This window comes from Archangium lipolyticum (genome assembly GCF_024623785.1).
In the GTDB taxonomy this organism is placed as follows: Bacteria; Myxococcota; Myxococcia; order Myxococcales; family Myxococcaceae; genus Archangium; species Archangium lipolyticum.
In genome coordinates, this window is the sequence record NZ_JANKBZ010000003.1 from 258,310 (window position 1) to 278,998 (window position 20,689).

Below are 20,689 nucleotides of genomic sequence, written 5' to 3' on the forward strand. Positions count from 1 at the left end.
TCATTTTTTTCGCCCCACCGCGATCCAGTTTTCCTGGATTTGTTCAACAATCCAGGAAAGAGGTTTCGGCCCCTGGGGGAGATTCATGCGGATCCTGGTGACACTGCTCGCGGTTGGACTCGTGCTCACTTCGTGTGAGCCCACATCCGAAGACCGCGTGGCGGCCGAGACCACGAGGACGGCCCGAGCGGCCCGGGCCTTCGTCGCGGGCAGCCGACTGCTGAAGGCCGAGAAGGCCGTGCCTGGCCGCTACATCGTCGTGCTCGACGAGAAGACCGGGGTCCAGGCCCAGGTGGTGGGGCAGGTGGCCACCCAGCTGTCCGCGCTCCATGGGGCTTCCGTCAAACACGTGTACTCCCGGGCCCTCCAGGGCTTCGCCGTGACCATGACGGAGTCCGCCGCCCTGAAGCTGAGCAACGACCCTCGCGTGCGCTACGTGGAGGAGGACAGCGAGGTCCACCTCTCGGGCACCCAGTCCCATGCGCCCTGGGGACTCGACCGCATCGATCAGCGGGAACGGCCTCTGGACGGGACGTACCACTACGACCAGACCGGCAGCGGGGTGCACGCCTACGTCATCGACTCGGGCATCCGCTTCTCCCATTCGGAGTTCGGTGGGCGCGCCGTTCCTGGCTTCACCGCCATCGAGGACGGTAACGGCTCCTACGACTGCCACGGCCACGGCACGCACGTGGCGGGCATCATCGGCGGGGCGACGTACGGCGTGGCCAAGGGGGTGACCCTGCACTCCGTGCGGGTGATGGACTGCGAGGGGTCGGGCTACGTGTCCGGGCTGATCGCGGGCATCGACTGGGTCACCGCCAACCACACCAGGCCGGCGGTGGCCAACATCAGCTTGAGCCTGAGCAACAACGTGACGGCGTCGCTGGACGAGGCGGTCACCCGCTCCATCAACGCCGGAGTCACCTATGTGGTCTCGTCGGGCGACCATCAATCCACCGCGTGCCACCGCTCTCCTGGCCGGGTTCCCGCCGCGCTGACGGTCGGAGCGTCCGACTCCGGCGACGGCCGGTACATGTTCTCCAACTTCGACGAATGCGTGGACCTCCACGCGCCGGGCGTCGACATCCCCTCGGCCTGGAGCACCAACGACACCAGCACGGACACGCTCACCGGCACGTCGATGGCGGCCGCGCACGTGGCGGGTGCGGCGGCGCTCTACCTGGAAGGCCATGCCCTGGCCACTCCCGGGGAAGTCGCCACCGAGCTCACCAGCCGCGCGATGCCCGTGATGATCTACACCACGGGTTACTCCCTGAACCAACTCCTGTACGCCGGCGGCAACGGGGAGGATCAGACCGCGCCCCAGGTCCTCCTCACCGCGCCCGCCGCCGGTGCGACGGTGAGCGGCACGGTGACCCTCTCCGCCACCGTCACGGATGAGTCGGACATCGCCAGGGTCGACTTCTTCCAGGGTGACAGTCTGATCGGCTCGGATGACACGGCGCCCTACGAGCTGAAGTGGAACAGCCTCACCACCCTCAACGGCCCGGTGGTGCTCATGGCCCGGGCCCATGACGTCCACTACAACCCGGGCGTGAGTCCTCCGGTCGAGGTGACACTCGCCAACGCCGGGCAGGCGACGTTCGATCCCGCGTGGGGAACACCCGTCTGCGCGGACGTGGGCGGCAGGTGCGACTCGGAGCGGCTCCTGGAGGGACGGGGGAGCGCTGGCCCCGAACCCCACCAGCCCAACACCCTGGGCGGCCTCTGCCCGGACGGGCAGGGCGGCACGTACCTCGAGTCCCCTTCGCTGGAGCGGCTGCTCGTCTTCCCGAGCGATGGCACCACGTTCCAGGTAGGCAAGGAGGTGACGGTCCAGGCCACGGTCTACGCGGAGTGGACCTCCTACTTGGGCTATGAGCATCTGGATCTCCTCGCCGCGGCCGACGCGAGCAACCCCGTCTGGCTCCCCGTCGCGACCCTGTGGCCGAACAAGAAAGGCCTCCAGGTCCTCACGGCCAGGTATCTGCTTCCAGCGGGCGGAATGCAGGTCCTCCGAGGCATGATCCTCAGCAGCGCCAACCCTCCCGCCGCCTGTCCCCAGCAGAGCTGGCGAATCGACCATGACGACCTGGTCTTCGCGGTGGACCAGGTGCCGGACTCCAAGCCGCCCGGCGTGGCCATCACCTCCCCGGGGGAGGGGGCCACGGTGGCCAACTCCGTCACCGTCCAGATGGAGGCGAGCGACGACTTCGCCGTGCAGCGCGTGGAGCTGTACAACGGCTCGACCCTGCTCACGACGGACACCCAGGCTCCCTACGCGTGGACCTGGTCGACCCGGACGCTGCCCAACGGGCCCTACACCCTCACCGCGCGCGCCTACGACGTGGCCGGCCACGTCTCGTCGAGCAGCACGGTGAACGTGACGGTGGACAACGACTTCACCCCACCGTCCGAGCCCGTCATCACCGCGCCCGCCGCCGGGGCCACCGTGAGCGGTACGGTCTCCATCGAGGCGGCCGCCAGCGACGACCGGCAGGTGACGCGGGTGGAGTTCTTCGTGGACGGCTCGCTCGTCGGGACCGATACGACGGCTCCGTTCGCGCTCGCCTGGGACTCGGTGAGCGTGTCCAACAGCGGCCACATGCTGAGCGTCAAATCGTATGACGGTGCGGGCCAGTCGGCGGAGAGCGCCCCCATCACGGTCGAGGCGAACAACGCGGGTAACGCGCGCTACGATCCGGTCTTGAAGGCGCCCCGGTGTGACACCGTGACGGAACGCTGCGACACCCGGTCCCTGGTCAGGGGAAGGGTCAACGAGCAGAACGCGCCCAACACCCTGGACGGGTGCCCCGACGGCACGCGCACCGGTCTCGCCGAGTCCCTCTCCCGGATCCGGGTGAGCCGGGTGGATGGCACGGCCCTGACCGCTGGGAAGCGGGCCCGGATCGACGTCGACGTGGTGACCGACAACCGTGACTCCGTGCCCGTCGACAAGCTGGAGCTGTACTTCGCGGCGGATGCGACCCAGCCCTCGTGGATCCATATCGCCACCCTCCAGCCCTTGAAGACGGGCTCGCAGACACTGTCGGCGGAGTACATCCTCCCCGCTGGCGGCCTGCAGGCGGTACGCGCGGCCTTCGGCGTGGGCGGGGGCGACGGGCTCTGCAAGTCGAGCACGCCCGCGGACTCGTGGAGGGATCGCGACGACCTGGTCTTCCCGGTCGCCCAGGAGACGGACTCCGTCCCCCCAGAGGTGACGCTCACCGCGCCCGCCCCTGGAGCGACGTTGGTTGGAACCGTCACGCTATCGGCCACGGCGAGCGACGACTTCGGCGTGAGGGCCGTGGACTTCTTCGATGGGGAGACCCTGATCGGGACGGATGGCGCGGAACCCTTTGGAGTGATGTGGAACACCCGGGGGGTCGCCAACGGTAGCCACACGCTGACGGCTCGGGCGCGCGACGTGGCCGGACACGTGGTGGCCTCGCAGCCGGTGACGGTGACGACGGACAACGACTTCACGGCGCCGGTGATCTCCTTCACCGCTCCCGCCCCTGGCGTGCGAGTGAAAGTGGGTGAGGACGTGAGGCTCACCGTGAACGCCTCGGACAACCTGGGCGTCACCCGGGTCGAGTTCTACGACGGCCTCAATCTGCGCGACACCTCCTACTCCGCGCCCTTCGGTGGGTACTGGAATACGCGCGCCTCCTCCACTGGTCCACACGTCCTGACCGCCAGGGCCTACGACGCGGCCGGCAACGTGGGGATATCGCAGCAGGTGGTGGTGACCCTCGTGCCCGAGCTCACGCCCCCCACCGTCGTGCTCACCGAGCCCCGGAGCGGTACGCGGCTCGTCGGGACCGTGACGCTCTCGGCGGATGCCTCGGATACGTCCGGAGTGTCCAGGGTCGAGTTCCTCGTGGATGGAACGCCGCTCGCGACCGACACCTCCTGGCCCTACAGCTTCTCCTGGAACACCCAGACGGCCGTGAACGGCCGGCTCGTGCTGACCGCGCGCGCCACCGATATCCACGGCAACATCGCCACCTCGGCCGGAGTGCCCGTGCTCATCGATTCCGTGGCCCCGGCCGTGTCCGTCACCTCACCGGCCAGCGGGGCCACCGTGGCGGGGCTGACGTCCTTCCAGGTGGATGCCACGGACAACGTGGAGCTCTCCCGGGTCGACTTCTTCGTGGACGGCGCGCTGCTGGCGAGCGACACGACAGCTCCCTTCCGCGTGGACTGGGACAGCGGCCTCTGGACGAACGGGAGCCACACCCTGTCCGCCAAGGCCTATGACGTGGCGAACAACGAGGCCACGAGCACCGGGGTGGTGGTGACCACGGACCAGCCCGGCGGCGCCGTGTACGACTCCGTTCTGCGCGTGCCGAAGTGCGCCACGCCGACCAGCGTCTGTGACACCACGGGCCTCGTGAAGGGCCGGTACTCCCTGGAGCCCAACGCACAGAATACGATCAACAGGACCTGTTACGACGGAGCGGTCAACTACTGGATTGGCGGGTTCGAGAATATCAACCGGATCAAGCTGTCCAGCGTCGATGGAGCGGTCTTCGCGCCGGGCCGGCTCGCCCGGATCGAGGTCCACGTCAACGTCTTCGACACCTCCACGGATGCGCTCGACCTGTTCCATGCGAGCAACGCCAACAGCCCCTCGTGGACGTACCTGACCACGCTGCGGCCGAGCGCCACCGGAGCGCAGGTGCTCTCGACGGAGTACGTCCTGCCCACGGGCTTCCTGCAGGCCGTGCGTGCCCAGTTCAGGCGCGGGGGTGACTCCAGCTCGGCCTGCGGCAGCGGTGACTACAACGACCGGGATGACGTGGTCTTCGCGGTGGACGGAGACCCGACAGTGGCGATCACCGCTCCCTCCAACAATGTGTACGCGGTGGGCATGCTCTCCGTGACCGCGACGGCCGCCGACGACCAGGCGGTGGAGCGGGTCGAGTTCTACGCGGACGGCACGCTGCTCGGCACCGACACCAGCGCTCCCTACGAGACGAGCTGGAACCCCGCGGGCGTGGCGGACGGGGCCCACGCGCTCACCGCGAAGGCCTACGACAGCGGTGGCCGTGTCGGGACCTCGGCCGCGGTCGTGGTGAACGTCGACACCACCCCGCCGGACGCGGCCCTCACTTCACCCGCGCCAGAGAGCTTCCTCAAGGGAACGGTCGTGCTCGCGGCCTCCGCCAGTGACAACCTGGCGATTTCCAAGGTCGAGTTCTACCTGGATGGCTCACTGCTCGGCACCGACACCAGCGCACCCTACACGCTGAGCTGGTACTCGCTGTATGCGACGGACGGCGCCCACACCTTCACCGTGAAGGCCTTCGATGGCGCCGGCAACGCCCGCACCTCGGGCGGGGTAGGAGTGATCATCGACAACAACGCGCCGACGACGTCCATCAGCGCTCCGGCGGCGAATGCCCTGGTCGGGGGAACGGTCCAGGTCAGCGCCACCGCCAGCGACACCCATGCGGTGGCGAAGGTCGAGCTCTACGCGGACGGGACGCTGATCGGCACCGACACCAGCACGCCCTACGCCGTGAGCTGGAACAGCACCGCCGTGGCGGACGGTTCCCACACGCTCACCGCGAAGGCCTACGACACGGCGGGCAACGTCCGCACCTCGAGTGGGCGCGTGGTGAACACTGACAACACCCCGCCGGACGCGGCCCTCACTTCGCCCGCGCAGGGCATGGTCCTCCGGGGCTCTGTCGCTCTTGAGGCCACCGCCAGCGACAACCAGACGGTCTCCAGGGTCGAGTTCTACGATGGGGCGACGCTGCTCGGCACGTCCTACGCTCCGCCCTACGCGATGAGCGGATATCTGGCGGACGGTGCCCATACGCTCACGGTGAAGGCCCATGACAGTGTCGGCAACGTCCGCACGTCGGGCGGGGTAGGGGTGATGGTCGACAACACCGCGCCGACGACTGCCCTCAGTGCTCCGGCGGCGAATGCCCTGATCCGGGGAACCGTCCAGGTCAGTGCCACCGCCAGTGACAACCTGGGGGTGGCGCGGGTCGAGCTCTACGCGGGCTCGACACTGCTCGGCACGGCCACCACGGCGCCGTACGCGGTGAGCTGGGACACGACGGCCGGAGCCAATGGTGCCGTCACCCTCACGACGCGGGCCTATGACACGGTGGGCAACGTCACCGTGTCCGCCGGCCGCACCGTCACGGTGGACAACAGCGCGCCCACCGTGGCCATCACCTCGCCGGCCAACGGAGCCACGCTCTTGTCGCTGTCACTGAGCACCACGATTCAGGCCAGTGCCAGTGACAACGTGGGCGTCACCCAGGTGGTGTTCTACGACGGAGGCAGCGTCATGGGCACGGACACCACGGCCCCCTACAGCGTGAGCTGGAACCTGCTGAGCGCCTCGAAGGGGACGCACACGTTGACGGCCAGGGCCTATGACGCGGCGGGCAACGTCACCATCTCCGCTCCCATCTCCGTCAAGGTGAACTGACCCCTCGGGCATGGTTTTCCACACTGGGAGCGATCCAATTTTCCTGGATTTATTCAATAACCCAGGAAAGAAGTTTTGATCCTTCGAGGGGGAACCATGCAGCGCCTGGTGACACTGCTCGCGGCGGCACTCGTGCTCGCGTCCTGTGAGCCCACATCCAAAGACCGCACGAACGAGGCCGAGACCTCGAGCAAGACGGAGACGGCCCGGGCGACCCGGGCCTTCGTCGCGGGCAGCCGACTGCTGAAGACCGACAAGGCCGTGCCCGGCCGCTACATCGTCGTCCTCGAAGAGAAGACCGGGGTCCAGGCCCAGGTGGTGGGGCAGGTGGCCACCCAGCTGTCCGCGCTCCACGGGGCTTCCGTCCAGCACGTGTACTCCCGGGCCCTCCAGGGCTTCGCCGTGACCATGACGGAGTCCGCCGCCCTGAAGCTGAGCAACGACCCTCGCGTGCGCTACGTGGAGGAGGACTCCAGAGTCACCCCCATGGGGACGCAGTCCAATGCTCCCTGGGGACTCGACCGTATCGATCAGAGGGAACGGCCCCTGGACGGGACGTACCAGTACGACGAGACCGGCAGCGGGGTGCATGTCTACGTCCTCGACTCGGGCATACGCTTCTCCCACTCCGAATTCGGTGGGCGTGCGGTCCCTGGCTTCACCGCCTTCAATGACGGCAACGGCTCCAACGATTGCCACGGCCACGGCACGCACGTGGCGGGCATCATCGGCGGTGCGACGTATGGCGTGGCCAAGGGGGTGACCCTGCACTCCGTACGGGTGATGGACTGCGAGAACGCGGGCTATGTGTCCGATCTGATCGCCGGCATCGACTGGGTCACCGCGAACCATGTGAAGCCGGCGGTGGCCAACATCAGCCTGGCCACCTCCACGACGACGTCGCTGGACGACGCGGTCATCCGCTCCATCAACGCCGGAGTCACCTATGCGGTCTCGGCTGGCAAGACGGGCTCGCTGAACTCGTGCCTCATGTCCCCTGGCCGGGTTCCCGCCGCGCTGGCGGTCGGGGCGAGCAACTCCAGCGACTCCGTGGCCTCCATCTCCAACAGTGGCGACTGCGTGGACCTCTACGCGCCCGGCACGGACATCCCCTCGGCCTGGATCACCAACGATACCAGCACGAACACGCTCGACGGCACGTCGATGGCGGCCGCGCATGTGGCGGGTGTGGCGGCGCTCTACCTGGAGGCCCACCCCCAGGCCACGCCCGCGGAAGTCTCCACCGAGCTCGCGACCCGCGCCATGCCTGATGTGATGTACCCGGGCTCCTCCAACTCCTCCTCGTACCGGCTCCTGTACGCCCGCGGCAACGGGCCGGATCAGACCGCGCCGCAAGTCCTCCTCACCGCGCCCGCTGCCGGTGCGACGGTGAATGGCACGGTGGCCTTGTCCGCCACCGCCACGGATGAATCGGGCATCGCCAGGGTCGAGTTTTTTCTCGGCGACAAACGGATCGGCTCGGATGACACGGCGCCCTATGAGCTGGCGTGGAACAGCCTCACCACCCTCAATGGTCCGGTGGTGCTCTCCGCCCGGGCCCATGACATCCACTACAACCAGGGAGTGGGGGCCCCGGTCGAGGTGACGCTCGCCAACGCCGGGGAGGCGTTGTTCGAGCCCGCGACGGGAGCGCCTGTCTGTACGGCCGTGGGCAGCAGGTGCGACTCGGGACGGCTCCTGGAGGGACGGGGGAGCACCGGCCCCGAGCTCCACCATCCCAACACCCTGGGCGGCCTCTGCGCGGACGGGCAGGGCGGCACGTACCTCGAGAGCCCTTCATTGGAGCGGCTCCTCGTCTTCCCGAGTGATGGCACCACCTTCCAGCAAGGCAAGGAGGTGACGATCCAGGCCACGATCCATGTGAAGAAGAGTCCCTATTACGCGACCTACGAGCACCTGGAGCTCTTCGCCGCGGCCGACGCGAGCAATCCCGTCTGGACCCATGTCGCGACCCTGTGGCCGGGGAACGGTCGTCAAATCCTCTCGGCCAGGTACCTGCTTCCCCTGGGCGGGATGCAGGTCATCCGGGGCGTGCTCACCGAGGACATGAGCTCCTCCACCAAGCCCTGCGTCCGCAGCGGCTGGAGCACCGATCATGACGACCTCGTGTTCGCGGTGGGCCAGGAGCCGGACGCCGAGCCGCCCACCGTGGCCATCACCTCGCCGGTGGAGGGCTCCACGGTGAACGGCTCCGTCACCGTGCGGATGGAGGCGAGCGACGACTTCGCCGTGCAGCGCGTGGAGCTGTACGCGGGCTCGACCCTGCTCACGACGGACACCCAGGCCCCCTACGCGTGGACCTGGGCGACCCGGACGTCGTCCAACGGTCCCCATCCTCTCACCGCCAGGGCCTACGACGTGGCCGGCAATGTCTCGGTGAGCACCGTGAACGTGCTCGTGGACAATGACTTCACTCCACCGTCCACGCCCGTCATCACCGCGCCCGCCGCCGGGTCCACCGTGAGCGGCATCGTTCCCATCGAGGTGGCCGCCAGCGACGACCGGCAGGTGACGCGGGTGGAGTTCTTCGTGGACGGTGCGCTCGTGGGGACGGATACGACGGCTCCGTTCGCCCTGGCCTGGGACTCGGTGAGCGTGTCCAACAGCGGCCACACGCTGAGCGTCAGGTCGTATGACGGGGCGGGCCAGTCGGCGGTGGGCGCGCCCATCACGATCGAGGCGAGCAACGCGGGCAACGCACGCTACGATCCCGTCTTGACGGCGCCCCTGTGTGACACCGTGATGCCGTTCTGCGACACCCGCGGCCTGATCAAGGGACGAGGGTATTACTACGGCCCCGAGCTCAATGCGCCCAACACCCTGGACGAGTGTATCGATGGTGCGCGCACCGAATCGCAAGCCGAGTCCGTCTCCCGGATCCGGGTGAGCCGGGAGGATGGGACGGCCCTGGCCGCTGGAAAGCGGGTCCGGATCGACGTCGATGTGGTGGTCGATAACTCCCTGTCCCTGGCCTATGACAGGTTGGATCTGTACGCCGCGACGGATGCGACCCACCCCTCGTGGACGTACATCACCACGCTCTGGCCCAGGGTGACGGGCCCGCAGACGCTGTCCACGGAGTACGTCCTGCCCGCGGGCAACCTGCAGGCGGTGCGCGCGGCCTTCAACCTGGTCAATGGCCCCGGAGCCTGTGCCGAGTCCCCGACGGAAGCCTCGTTCAACGATCGCGACGATCTGGCCTTCGTGGTCGCCCAGGAGACGGACCCGGTTCCCCCGGGGCAGGTCTCACTCACCGCGCCCTCCAATGGAGCGACGCTGACCGGCACCGTCACGTTGTCGGCCACGGCGAGCGACAACTTCGGCGTGGTGGCCGTGGACTTCCATGCCGGACAGACCCTGATCGGGACGGATGGCACGGAGCCGTATGGCGTGCAGTGGGACACCCGGAGTGTCGCCAACGGTGGCCACACGCTGACGGCCCGGGCACGAGACCTGGCTGGAAACGTGACGGCCTCGCAGCCGGTGACGGTGACGACGGACAACGACCTCACGGCACCCGTGGTCGCCATCAGCGAGCCCGCCCCTGGAATCAAGGTGACCGGGTCCGTGCGCGTCTCCGCGAACGCCACGGACAATCTGGGAGTGGCCCGGGTGGAGTTCTTCGTGGACGGCGCGCTCATCGGGAGCGACACGACGGCTCCCTTCGCCGTGTCCTGGAGCAGCGGCTCGATGGCGAGTGGGAACCACGTCCTGACCGCCAGGGCCTATGACGCGGCGGGAAACATGGGGACCTCGGCGCCGGTGCAGGTGACGTCCGTGCCCGAGCTCACGCCGCCCTCCGTTTCGATCACCGCGCCCACCAGTGGTGCGGTGATCGTCGGGCCGGTGACGATCTCGGCGAACGCCACCGATGCCTCCGGGGTGGCCCGGGTGGAGTTCTTCGTGGACGGGCTGTTGCTGGCGAGCGACACGACGGCTCCCTTCTCCGTGGACTGGGACACCAGCGCGTGGGCGAACGGGAGTCACACCCTGACCGCCAGGGCTCATGACCGTCTGGACAACCTGGCGACGAGCGCCGGGGTGACGGTGACCACGAACCAGTCCGGCGCGGCCGTGTACGATCCCGTGCTCCGCGTGCCGAAGTGCGCCACGCCGAACAACGTCTGCGACACCACGACCCTCGTGAGTGGCCGGTCCTCCCTGGAGTCCAACGGGCCCAACACGATCAACGGGACCTGTGCCGACGGTGCGGGAAACAGCGGCACCGGACATCAGATCCAGCGGATCAAGGTGACCGTCGTCGATGGAGCGCTCTTCGCCCGGGGCCGGCGCGTCCGGATCGAGGTCCAGGCCGGCATCCTCGACACATCCAGGGATGCGCTCGATTTGTACTCCGCGAGCGATGCCAACAATCCCTCGTGGACCTACCTGACCACGTTGCGGCCGGGCACGACGGGGACCCAGGTGCTCTCGACGGAATACGTCCTGCCCGCGGGCTTCCTGCAGGCGGTGCGCGCCCAGTTGCGTTCGGGTGGCTCCAGCAATTCGGCGTGCAGCTTCGATCCCCTGGACGACCATGACGACGTGGCCTTCGCGGTGGACGTGAACCCAGAGGTGATGCTCACCGCTCCCGCCAACAATGCGCGGGTGAGGGGAATGGTCTCTCTGGCCACGACGGTCACCAGCGACCAGGCGGTGGAGCGGGTCGAGCTCTACGACAATGGGACGCTGATCGGCACGGACACCAGCGCGCCCTACGACATGAGCTGGGACAGCACCACCGTGGCGGATGGGGCCCACACGCTCACCGCGAAGGCCTACGACATCGGTGGCCACGCCGGGACCTCTCCCGCGGTCGTGGTGAACGTCGACAACACCCCGCCGGACGTGGCGCTCACTTCCCCCACGCAGGGGATGTTCCTCCCGATGTACGCCGTGCTCGAGGCGTCCGCCAGTGACAACCAGGCGGTCTCCAGGGTCGAGTTCTACGTGGATGGGAAGCTGATCCGGTCCGACTCCAGCGCGCCCTACTCGGTGGAGTGGTTCACCATGGTCGAGGGAGAGGGGCCCCATACGGTCTCGGTGAAGGCCTATGACATCGCCGGCAACGTCCGCACTTCCGCTGGGGTAGGGGTGATCGTCGATTACGCCGGGCCGGGGCCGTACATCTCCTCACCGATGCAGAACGCCCTGGTCGGTGGGGCCGCCGTGCGGATCAGCGCCACCGCCAGCGACAGCATCTCGGGGGTGGACAGGGTCGAGTTCTACGCGGACGGGACGTTGATCGGCACGGACACCAGCGCGCCCTATGAGGTGAGCTGGAACAGCACCGCCGTGGCGGACGGGGCCCACACGCTCACCGCGAAGGGCTACGACCGCGCGGGCAACGTCGGCACCTCCAATACGGTCGCGGTGACCACCGACAACGTCCTGCCGGATGCGGCGCTCACCTCACCCACCCAGGGGATGTTCCTCCGAGGCTCTGTCGTGCTCACGGCCACCGCCAGCGACAACCATGCGGTCTCCAAGGTCGAGTTCTACCGGGGCACGACGCTGATCAACTCCGACACCACCTCGCCTTATTCGGTGGGTTGGAACAGCACCACCGTGGCGGATGGGGCCCAGACGCTCACGGTGAAGGCCTATGACAAAGCCGGCAACATCCGCACCTCGGCCGGGGTGGGGGTGACCATCGACAACACCGCGCCGGCGACGGCCCTCGGCGCTCCGGCGCAGAACGCCTCCGTCCGGGGAACCGTCCCGGTCAGCGCCACCGCCAGTGACAACCTGGGGGTGGAGCGAGTCGAGTTCTACGCGGGCTCGACGCTGCTCGGCACGGCCACCACGGCGCCGTACGCGGTGAGCTGGGACACGACGGCCGTGGCCAATGGCGGTGTCGTCACCCTCACCACGAGGGCCTACGACGCGGCGGGCAACGTCACCGTGTCCGCAGGCCGCACCGTCACGGTGGACAACGCCGCGCCCACCGTGGCCATCACTTCTCCGGCCAATGGGGCCACGATCTCCTCGCTGTCACTGAGCACCACCCTCCAGGCCAGTGCCAGTGACAACGTGGGCGTTACCCAGGTGGTGTTCTACGACGGTGGCACCGTCATCGGCACGGACACCACGGCGCCCTACAGCGTGAGCTGGAACGTCCTGCTGGCGTCCAAGGGGACGCACACCCTGACGGCCAGGGCCCATGACGCGGCCGGCAACGTCACCACCTCGGCGCCCATCTCCGTCAAGGTGAACTGAGGCTAGCGGCGCCTGACCGCGACGAAGGTGTCGTACTCGGTGTCTTCGATCATCCGGGGCTCGAGCCGCGCGTCGAGCCCCACCTCGTCGAAGAGCCGCAGCCAGGTCGCCCGCGGAAACACGCCGCCGCGGTGCGCGTCGTGCTCGACGCGGACACTTCCATCCCGCTCACGCAGCAGCAGCGCGTAGTGGACGTCCACGAAGGTCACGCCTGGCTCCAGCGGCAGCGTCCACTCCATGTAGCGCAACGAGCGGAAGCGCCCGTCCGGAGCCGCTGGTTCGTCTCCTCCCTCCAGGGTCGTGCCGGGCTCGAAGGTCTCCAGCGTGGCATCCGGTGCGACCAGCGCGACCCCTCCGGGCCGCAGATGCGTGGCGACCGTCTCCAGCGCCGCACGCAGATCGGCCTCCGTGATCATGTAGTCGACCGCGTCGTGCACGAACACGGCGTCGAAAACGCGGCCCAGGCGCACGGTCCGCATGTCGCCGGAATGATGCACGCATTCGGGGTTGAGCGCGCGGCTCACCTCGAGCATCCGCTCGGACGGATCGACCAGGGTGAGCGAGAGCTCCTTCTTGAGATGGCTGGCGTTGTTGCCACCACCACTGCCCAGCTCGAGCACCTCCTTCAGCGGCCCGGACGCAGCGGCCCGCAGGAGCCGGATGTACTCGGCGGCTTCCTCCGCGTAGTCGGACGGAGGCGAGACCAGCGGCCACCAATCGGCCAGCTCTTCGTAGAGTTTCATGACGGCCCCCTTCGAGAGAACACGAGCGGAGGGCCAATGCTATCCTCGCCACCGTGCCGGAAAAGACACACATGCGCGGATGGGTACTGGGGGTCGTGGCGGTCGCGGGGTTCCTGTTCGTGGTGGGACTCGTCTTTCACCAGGGCCCTCGTTCCGAGCCCTCGCGTGCGGTGTCTCCGTCAGGCCCCAGCTCGCCCGGTGTGCGGCCGGGACGCCTCGGCACCGCCCCCGTGCTCCCTTCGAGCGGTGCTCTGCGCATCCGTGGCGTGGTGCTCGATGACCGGGGCCCGGTCTCTGGCGTGCGTGTCTCCGCGTCGCGGCCCGAGGCGGGACGGACCCTCTCGGAGCTGACGTGCCTGCCGCACGAGGACCTCGACCCGGGAGCAGCCGGAGTCAGTCGGATCATCGCGTGCATGCCTCGATCCAATCCGCGGATCCTGGAGCTCGTGGACATGTACGAGGGCGAGGCGCCCGTTCACGCGGAGGCCGTCACGGCGGGGGACGGCACCTTCGTCCTCGAAGGGCTGTCGCCGGGTGCTTTCGCGCTCTGGGTCCTGACGGAGCACGGCGCGGTCGTGCGCACCGGCGTGCCCGCGGGGGTGGACGGCGTGGAGCTGCGGCTCGAGGAGGGCGTCACGTTCGAGGGCACCGTCGTCGGCGAGCAGGCCCCCCTGGCCGATGCGCGGGTGCTCGTGATCCACGCGGGACACACCCGGTACTTCGAAACGCGCACCGGTGCCGACGGCCAGTTCCGCATCGGCCCGCTCCCGGCGTCCAGCTATCTGCTCGCCATCAGCGCGGAGGGCTGGATGCCCCGGCTCGCCGATTCGGGAATGCTGTACGGGCCGGAGTCACGGCTGGAGCTCCTCCGCCCGCGCCGCCTCACGGGCCGCGTGCTGTCCGGTGGAGCCCCCGTGCCGGGCGTCGAGGTGCGTCTGGAATCCCGGTTCCCGATCCAGGGCGGCGCCGGGAGCGTGCGGACGGACGGGCAGGGCCGTTTCCTCTTCGAGCCCCTGCCCCCCACCGGCGAGTACAGGCTCACCGCGGAGCAGGGGGAGCGCTTCGCCCTCGTGCAGCTCGTGTTGGAGGAGGACTCCCCCTGGCCCGGCGAGGTCGTGCTCCACCTGGGCGAGGCGTTCTTCCTGGAGGGCACAATCCGCGGGGAAGCGGGGCTCCCGGTGCCCGGCGCTCGCGTGAGCGTGATCCATGAGGACACGCTCGGCTGGGAACAGACGACACGGACGGGCCCGGATGGGCGCTACCGGGCCGGCCCCCTGGCACCCGGCCTCCACGAGCTCCGCATCGAAGCGGAGCGGTACCGGCGGCTGTACGACCTGGAGAATCACGATTTGAAGCCGGGCATGGGGCCGTTGGACTTCACGCTCGAGCGGGCCACCTCCTTGTCGGGGACGGTGGTCGATACCGGTGGGCAGCCCCTTCCGCACATCGCGCTCTCCCTCCGGCACCCCGGGCGCCGGAACCCGAGGCACGGCGACATGGCGGCTCATGCCACGTCCGGCGCGGACGGCCGCTTCGTGATCGACTCCGCCGCTCCGGGCGCCTACCTGCTCACGACCAGCGACGAGTCCGTACTGGACGAGGAGCTCCTCGTCCAGGTGCCCGCCGAGGGCATCCGGTGGGTCGTGCGCCGGGGCGGCTCGGTGTCGGGAACCTTCACGGATCCCCAAGGCATCCCGCTCGCCCGGGGCTCGGTGACGCTGTGGGACCTGGAAGGGGAGAACGGTGCCGTGGGGAGGGTGGCGGTGAACGAGGAGGGGCGCTTCCTGTTCCAGGCGGTCCAGCCGGGCCGCTACATGCTGGAGGCGACGCTCCGAGTGGCTGGCGTCGAGTGCTCGGCGGCGCGTCCCATCGAGGTGAAGGAGGGGGGGAAGGTGGAGGTCTCCCTTCAGCTCGAGACGGGGCGGACCTTGTCCGGAGTGGTCGTGGATGGCGCGGGCCAACCCATCGCCGGAGCCGTCATCCATGCGCTCGCGTCCTCACAGCCCCCCTGGCGCCAGGATGATGGGTACATCGAGATCTCGACCGATGCGCCAGCGGACGTGCGCTCGGGCCCCGATGGACGCTTCACGCTTCGCCACCTGGTGGCCGATGCGTACGACGTGTCCGCCAGAAAGGAGGGCCATCGGCCGCGGGATGAAGCCACCCGCGTGAGCGCGGGCACTCAGGAGGTCCGCCTCGTCCTGGAGCGCCTGGGGCACATCCGCGGAAGGCTCGTCGGCCCGACGGGCGCCCCCATCACCCGGTTCCAGGTGAACCGCGAGTTCCGGACGGACCCGGGCGGAGTCTTCGCCGTGCCCTTCTCCGCATCCGGTGTCGAGACGCTCCTCCTCACCGCGCCGGACATGGCGCAGGTGCGGCGCCCGGTGCCGGTGCGCGAGGGCATCGACGTGGACCTGGGCGAGATCCGGATGGGCCCGGGCCGGAGGGTGAGGGGCCGTGTCCTGGACGCCGAGACGTCCGAACCCGTGAGTGCGAGCCTCCGGTTCACCGACGCGGCCCTGGAGTCCACGAAGCCCACCCCGAGCGTCTGGGAGGCCGTCGAGGTGAAGGAGGATGGCACCTTCGAGCTGCCCTCCGTGGAGGCCCGGCCCCTCATCCTCCTGGTGGAGGATGAAGGGCACTGGCCGCGGCGCCTGACCCTGGATGCCCGGACGGAGGAGGTGACCGTGCGGCTGGAAGCGGGGGCTCGGATCGAGGTGCGCGTGCTCGACACCCGAGGCCGTCCCGTGGGAGCCGATCTCGACTTCGAAGGGGACGAGGGCGAAGGCAGGGGCATCTACGCCCCCGAAGGCACCGACGTCCTGACGGGCCTGAAGCCGGGCAACTACACGGTGAGGCTGCGCCCCCTCAAGGAAGGCGACTCCCTCTTCTTCCGCCCGCGGCGTGTGCAGGTGCCGGCCAGCGGCCGGATGTCCCTCACCTTCGAGGGAGAGCAGGGCGGAGGCACCGTGAGGCTGACGGTGAAGCACAAGGACATCCGCAGTGTGTGGATCCGGCCCGGCGGCGCTCCGCCCATCACGAAAGACTTCGACCTGGAGCGGGCGCTCAGTGGAAGCATGACCGCCCGTAGAGAAGGGGAGTCGGACGAGTGGTGGGTGCTCCACCATGTCCCGCCAGGCCGTGCCACGCTCTTCATCCTGGCGGATGCGGAGGGGCCACCGTTCCACATGGAGGAGCTGGAGATTTCCTCCCAGGGCACGCTGACCCGCGAGGTGCGCCCCGTGTGGCGGAAGATCGAAGCCGAAGAAGAGTGAGCCGGCGCTGACCCGAAAAATCGGGCCCAGCCCTCCCATGGATCGGGCGCTCTACGCCGCCGTCTTCCACGGGAGGGCTGTCAGTGAACGTTTGTCAGCTGAACAGAAGCTTGGGACAGAAGGTGCTCGTCCTGGCGGTCATGGCCGCTCTGATGACGGGCCTGGTTCCCACCATGGCCTCCGCCGCCGATCGCGGCGCATGGGCGGCGTACATCAACTACGTCGCTGGCGATTCGGTCACCTATGGAGGCAAGGCGTACGACTGCCGCCAGCCACATCAATCGCTGCCCGGATGGGAGCCGCCCAATGTTCCCGCCTTGTGGCTGGAGAAGACCGGCTCCGTGGATGTCCAGGCGCCGACCGCCCCGACCGGGCTGACCGCCACGAGCAAGACGTCCAACAGCGTCTCACTGTCCTGGACGGCCTCGACGGACAACGTGGGCGTCACCGGCTACGAGGTGTTCATCGGCGCCGGGACGACCGCGGCGGCGACGGCCACGGGGACGAGCGTCACGGTGACGGGGCTGTCGGCGAACATGACGTACACCTTCACGGTGAAGGCGAAGGACGCGGCCGGCAACCGGTCCTCGGCCAGCAGCGCGTACAGCGTGACGACCGATCCGCAGAGCAACGACACCCAGGCGCCGACCGCCCCGACGTCCGTGCGCTCGACGGGGGCGACCAGCAACAGCGTCTCGCTGGCCTGGACGGCCTCGATCGACAACGTGGGCGTCGCCGGCTACGAGGTGTTCACCGGCGGCTCGCCGACTCCGGCGGCGACGGCCAGCGGGACGAGCGTGACGGTGACGGGCCTGGCGGCGAACACGACGTACAGCTTCACGGTGAAGGCGAAGGACGCGGCGGGCAACCGGTCCGCGGCCAGCACCGCGGTGAGCGTGAAGACGCTGGAAGCGCCCTCGAGCGACATCCCGAGCAAGATCCTCGTGGGCTACTGGCACAACTTCGACAACGGCTCGGGCTTCATCCGCCTGCGTGACGTGTCGCCCAAGTGGGATGTGATCAACGTCTCCTTCGCCGAGCCGACGAATGGCTCCACGGGTGGGACGATCGGCTTCACGCCGTACAACTCCACCGAGGCCGACTTCAAGGCGGACGTGGCCTACCTGAAGAGCCGGGGCAAGAAGGTGCTGATCTCCATCGGCGGCGCCAACGGCCAGGTCCGACTGGAGACCACCGCGGCCCGGGATGCGTTCGTGAGCTCGATGAACGCCATCATCGAGAAGTACGGGTTCGATGGAATGGACATCGACTTCGAGGGCCACTCCCTGTCGCTCAACGGCGGGGATGGAGACCTCAAGAATCCGACGACGCCCGTCATCAAGAACCTGATCTCCGCCATCCGCTCCATCCATGACCGGGTGGGCCCGAAGTTCGTGCTCACGATGGCGCCGGAGACGTTCTTCGTGCAGCTCGGCTATTCGTTCTACGGCGGGACCTGCACCTCGTGTGACAACCGGGCCGGCGCCTACCTGCCGGTGATCTACGCGGTCCGGGACATCCTCGACTGGCTCCAGGTCCAGGACTACAACTCCGGACCCATCACGGGGCTCGACGACCAGTACCACACCATGGGCAACGCGGACTTCCACGTCGCGATGACCGACATGCTGCTGACCGGGTTCCCCGTGGCGAAGAACCCGAACAACTTCTTCCCCGCGCTCCGTCCGGATCAGGTGGTCATCGGGCTGCCGGCCAACGTCAATGCCGGTGGCGGCTACACGGCGCCCGCCGAGGTACAGAAGGCCGTGGACGCCCTGGTCAAGGGCATCCCGATCGGCTCCTACTCCGTGCGCAGCAATCCGGCGAACAACAAGAGCCTCCGGGGACTGATGTCCTGGTCGGTGAACTGGGACGCGTTCGCCAACTTCGAGTTCACCAACAGCCACCGTCCGTACCTGGATTCGCTGAACGAAGGGAAGCGCCATCGACGCCTGCCCTAGTGCCCTCGGCTGCACCAAGACCATCTTGCAGCCGACCATCGTGGAGCTCGGCTGACATGTCCCACGGCCTGGCGGTCCCTCCTCGGAGCCCGCCAGGCTTCGGACCCCTCTACTTCAGAGAATGGTCAGGATGCAGGTTCAGGATAGAGAAGGGTGGCCGCCAGGACGATGACGATGGGGATGAGGGGCACGCCGCCACCCACGACGTCCGACAAGTCGTCATCCCCCAGCTCGGTCATGGGTCTGCCGGAGGGGTTCTCGGGGAGTGTGTGAAGCTGCTCCGAGGTGAGGCGCGCGCGGAACGCCGGATCCTTCCACGCACGGATGATGGTCTCTGGGTTCATGGTCTTCCTCCTCGCGGGGGCTCTCGTTGGAGAGACTCCCAGGAGGATGGAGTCCCCTCGCGTCGCGTGTGACGGCGAAGGAGTAATCTCCCGTCCACATGGAACGCTCCTCGAGGTGTTCATCGGCGCCGGGACGACCGCGGCGGCGACGGCCACGGGGACGAGCGTCACGGTGACGGGGCTGTCGGCGACAATGCCGGTGGCGGCTACACGGCGCCCGCCGAGGTACAAAAGGCCGTGGACGCCCTGGTCAAGGGCATCCCGATCGGCTCCTACTCCGTGCGCAGCAATCCGGCGAACAACAAGAGCCTCCGGGGACTGATGTCCTGGTCGGTGAACTGGGACGCGTTCGCCAACTTCGAGTTCACCAACAGCCACCGTCCGTACCTGGATTCGCTGAAGTAGGAGGTGCCCGTGGGCCTGGCGGGCCTCGAGGTGGGACCGCCAAGCCGTGGGACATGTCAGCCGAGCTCCACGATGGTCGGCTGCAAGATGGTCTTGGTGCAGCCGAGGGCACTGGGACAGGCGTCGATGGCGCTTCCCTTCGTAGTGAGAATGGTCAGGGTGGGACGGGTGAGGACGGTGGTGGGGGGGCGGGTGATGACGGGCTCGCCGCCACCCACGACGTCCGACAGGTCCTCATCACCGAGCTCGGTCATGGGTCTACCGGAGGGGTTCTCGGGGAGTGTGTGGAGCTGCTCCGAGCTGAGGCGCGCGCGGAACGCCGGGTCCTTCCACGCACGGATGATGGTCTCTGGGTTCATGGTCTTCCTCCTCGCGGGGGCTCTCGTTGGAGAGACTCCCAGGAGGATGGAGTCAGCTCGCGTCGCGTGTGATGGCGAGGGAGTAATCTCCCGTCCACATGGAACGCTCCTCCCTCGAGTGTCTCGCCGCGCTGCTGCCGCTCGTCACGGTGGCCTGTGCGACCCCGGCGGCCTACCACCCCCAGAAGGACTGTGCGGCGGGCAGCACGGGCGCGTGCGTCGACTGGGGTGACGAGCTGGTCCAACGGGGCGCGAAGCAGGAAGCCGAGGCCGCCTACGGGCAGGCCTGCGAGGGAGGCATCTCCACCAGCTGCATCACGCAGGGCCGGCTGATGATGGAGCGTGGCGAGCTGGAGGGCGCCGAGCATCCACTCCGCAAGGCGTACCTGGAGGAGTTCCCGGAGGCCTACGAGGCCCTGGCGGATCTCTACCAGGCACGGGGTGGCCCCCAGGAGCGGGAGATCTCCAGGGAGCTGCGCTTCGACGCGCCCGCCATCGACAAGCCCGCCGTGGAGGTCGTCTACCACTACCGGATGGGCTACCCGGGGAGCCTCGGGGGCGCGCTGACGTTGAACGTGCAGCCGATGGCCCTCCTGTCACGCCGGTTGGATCTCGGCTTTCACGCCGCTTTCGGCACCGGGCCGACGGAGCTCAACGGTTTCATCGGCTACCAGCACTTCGCCTCCTCCTGGGCGGTGCCGTATGCGCGGGTGATGCTCGGCGGGATTCCCGGAGCCCCTCTGGGACAGGGGCTCAACTATGGCGGGGAGCTCGGACTGAAGCTGTGCGCGGGACCGCTCGGGCACCTGGAGTTCGCCGTTGGCTCCTCGCGGGCCAGTCCCCTCCATGCCTCGGTGGGTCTGGGGTTGAACGCGCTCCTGCTCCTCTTCTGAGCCCGG

The 20,689-nt window shown here is 68.5% G+C and carries 9 protein-coding genes; 6 read left to right on the forward strand and 3 right to left on the reverse strand.

What is annotated here, in order from left to right:
- Positions 1-85: 85 nt before the first annotated feature.
- Positions 86-6,463: an Ig-like domain-containing protein gene (locus tag NR810_RS08185; RefSeq protein WP_257449822.1), complete on the forward strand. Its 6,378-nt coding sequence runs from the start codon at positions 86-88 to the stop codon at positions 6,461-6,463.
- A gap of 96 nt (positions 6,464-6,559) precedes the next feature.
- Complete coding sequence (locus NR810_RS08190) at positions 6,560-12,703, forward strand: Ig-like domain-containing protein (protein ID WP_257449824.1); 6,144 nt, start codon at positions 6,560-6,562, stop codon at positions 12,701-12,703.
- Between the two features lie 2 nt (positions 12,704-12,705).
- Here the strand turns inward: NR810_RS08190 and NR810_RS08195 are convergent, their stop codons facing one another.
- Complete coding sequence (locus tag NR810_RS08195; RefSeq protein ID WP_257449826.1) at positions 12,706-13,446, reverse strand: class I SAM-dependent methyltransferase; 741 nt, start codon at positions 13,444-13,446, stop codon at positions 12,706-12,708.
- 71 nt (positions 13,447-13,517) lie between these two features.
- Here NR810_RS08195 and NR810_RS08200 point away from each other — a divergent pair, with 71 nt between their 5' ends.
- Positions 13,518-16,721 (forward strand): MSCRAMM family protein, encoded by a 3,204-nt coding sequence (locus NR810_RS08200; RefSeq protein WP_257449828.1) that lies wholly within the window; start codon positions 13,518-13,520, stop codon positions 16,719-16,721.
- A 140-nt stretch (positions 16,722-16,861) separates the two neighbouring features.
- A complete protein-coding gene (locus NR810_RS08205) occupies positions 16,862-18,682 on the forward strand; it encodes a fibronectin type III domain-containing protein (protein WP_257449830.1) in 1,821 nt (606 codons plus the stop codon).
- A gap of 125 nt (positions 18,683-18,807) precedes the next feature.
- Here NR810_RS08205 and NR810_RS08210 read toward each other — a convergent pair whose 3' ends face one another.
- A complete protein-coding gene (locus tag NR810_RS08210; protein ID WP_257449833.1) occupies positions 18,808-19,026 on the reverse strand; it encodes a mersacidin/lichenicidin family type 2 lantibiotic in 219 nt (72 codons plus the stop codon).
- A gap of 237 nt (positions 19,027-19,263) precedes the next feature.
- On the opposite strand from NR810_RS08210, the gene NR810_RS08215 reads away from it, so the two are divergent.
- Positions 19,264-19,431, forward strand: a complete 168-nt coding sequence (locus NR810_RS08215) for a hypothetical protein (protein WP_257449835.1) — start codon at positions 19,264-19,266, stop codon at positions 19,429-19,431.
- Between the two features lie 56 nt (positions 19,432-19,487).
- Here the strand turns inward: NR810_RS08215 and NR810_RS08220 are convergent, their stop codons facing one another.
- Positions 19,488-19,790 carry a mersacidin/lichenicidin family type 2 lantibiotic gene (locus NR810_RS08220; protein ID WP_257449837.1) on the reverse strand — a complete coding sequence of 101 codons (303 nt, stop codon included), beginning with the start codon at positions 19,788-19,790 and terminating at the stop codon, positions 19,488-19,490.
- A gap of 98 nt (positions 19,791-19,888) precedes the next feature.
- On the opposite strand from NR810_RS08220, the gene NR810_RS08225 reads away from it, so the two are divergent.
- Positions 19,889-20,683: a hypothetical protein gene (locus NR810_RS08225; protein WP_257449840.1), complete on the forward strand. Its 795-nt coding sequence runs from the start codon at positions 19,889-19,891 to the stop codon at positions 20,681-20,683.
- Positions 20,684-20,689: the final 6 nt, after the last annotated feature.

Coding starts and splice junctions, on each gene's coding strand:
- NR810_RS08185 (WP_257449822.1), top strand. CDS start 86: ATGCGGATCCTGGTGACACTGCTCGCGGTTGGACTCGTGCTCACTTCG.
- NR810_RS08190 (WP_257449824.1), top strand. CDS start 6,560: ATGCAGCGCCTGGTGACACTGCTCGCGGCGGCACTCGTGCTCGCGTCC.
- NR810_RS08195 (WP_257449826.1), bottom strand. CDS start 13,446: ATGAAACTCTACGAAGAGCTGGCCGATTGGTGGCCGCTGGTCTCGCCT.
- NR810_RS08200 (WP_257449828.1), top strand. CDS start 13,518: ATGCGCGGATGGGTACTGGGGGTCGTGGCGGTCGCGGGGTTCCTGTTC.
- NR810_RS08205 (WP_257449830.1), top strand. CDS start 16,862: ATGGCCGCTCTGATGACGGGCCTGGTTCCCACCATGGCCTCCGCCGCC.
- NR810_RS08210 (WP_257449833.1), bottom strand. CDS start 19,026: ATGAACCCAGAGACCATCATCCGTGCGTGGAAGGATCCGGCGTTCCGC.
- NR810_RS08220 (WP_257449837.1), bottom strand. CDS start 19,790: ATGAACCCAGAGACCATCATCCGTGCGTGGAAGGACCCGGCGTTCCGC.
- NR810_RS08225 (WP_257449840.1), top strand. CDS start 19,889: ATGGAACGCTCCTCCCTCGAGTGTCTCGCCGCGCTGCTGCCGCTCGTC.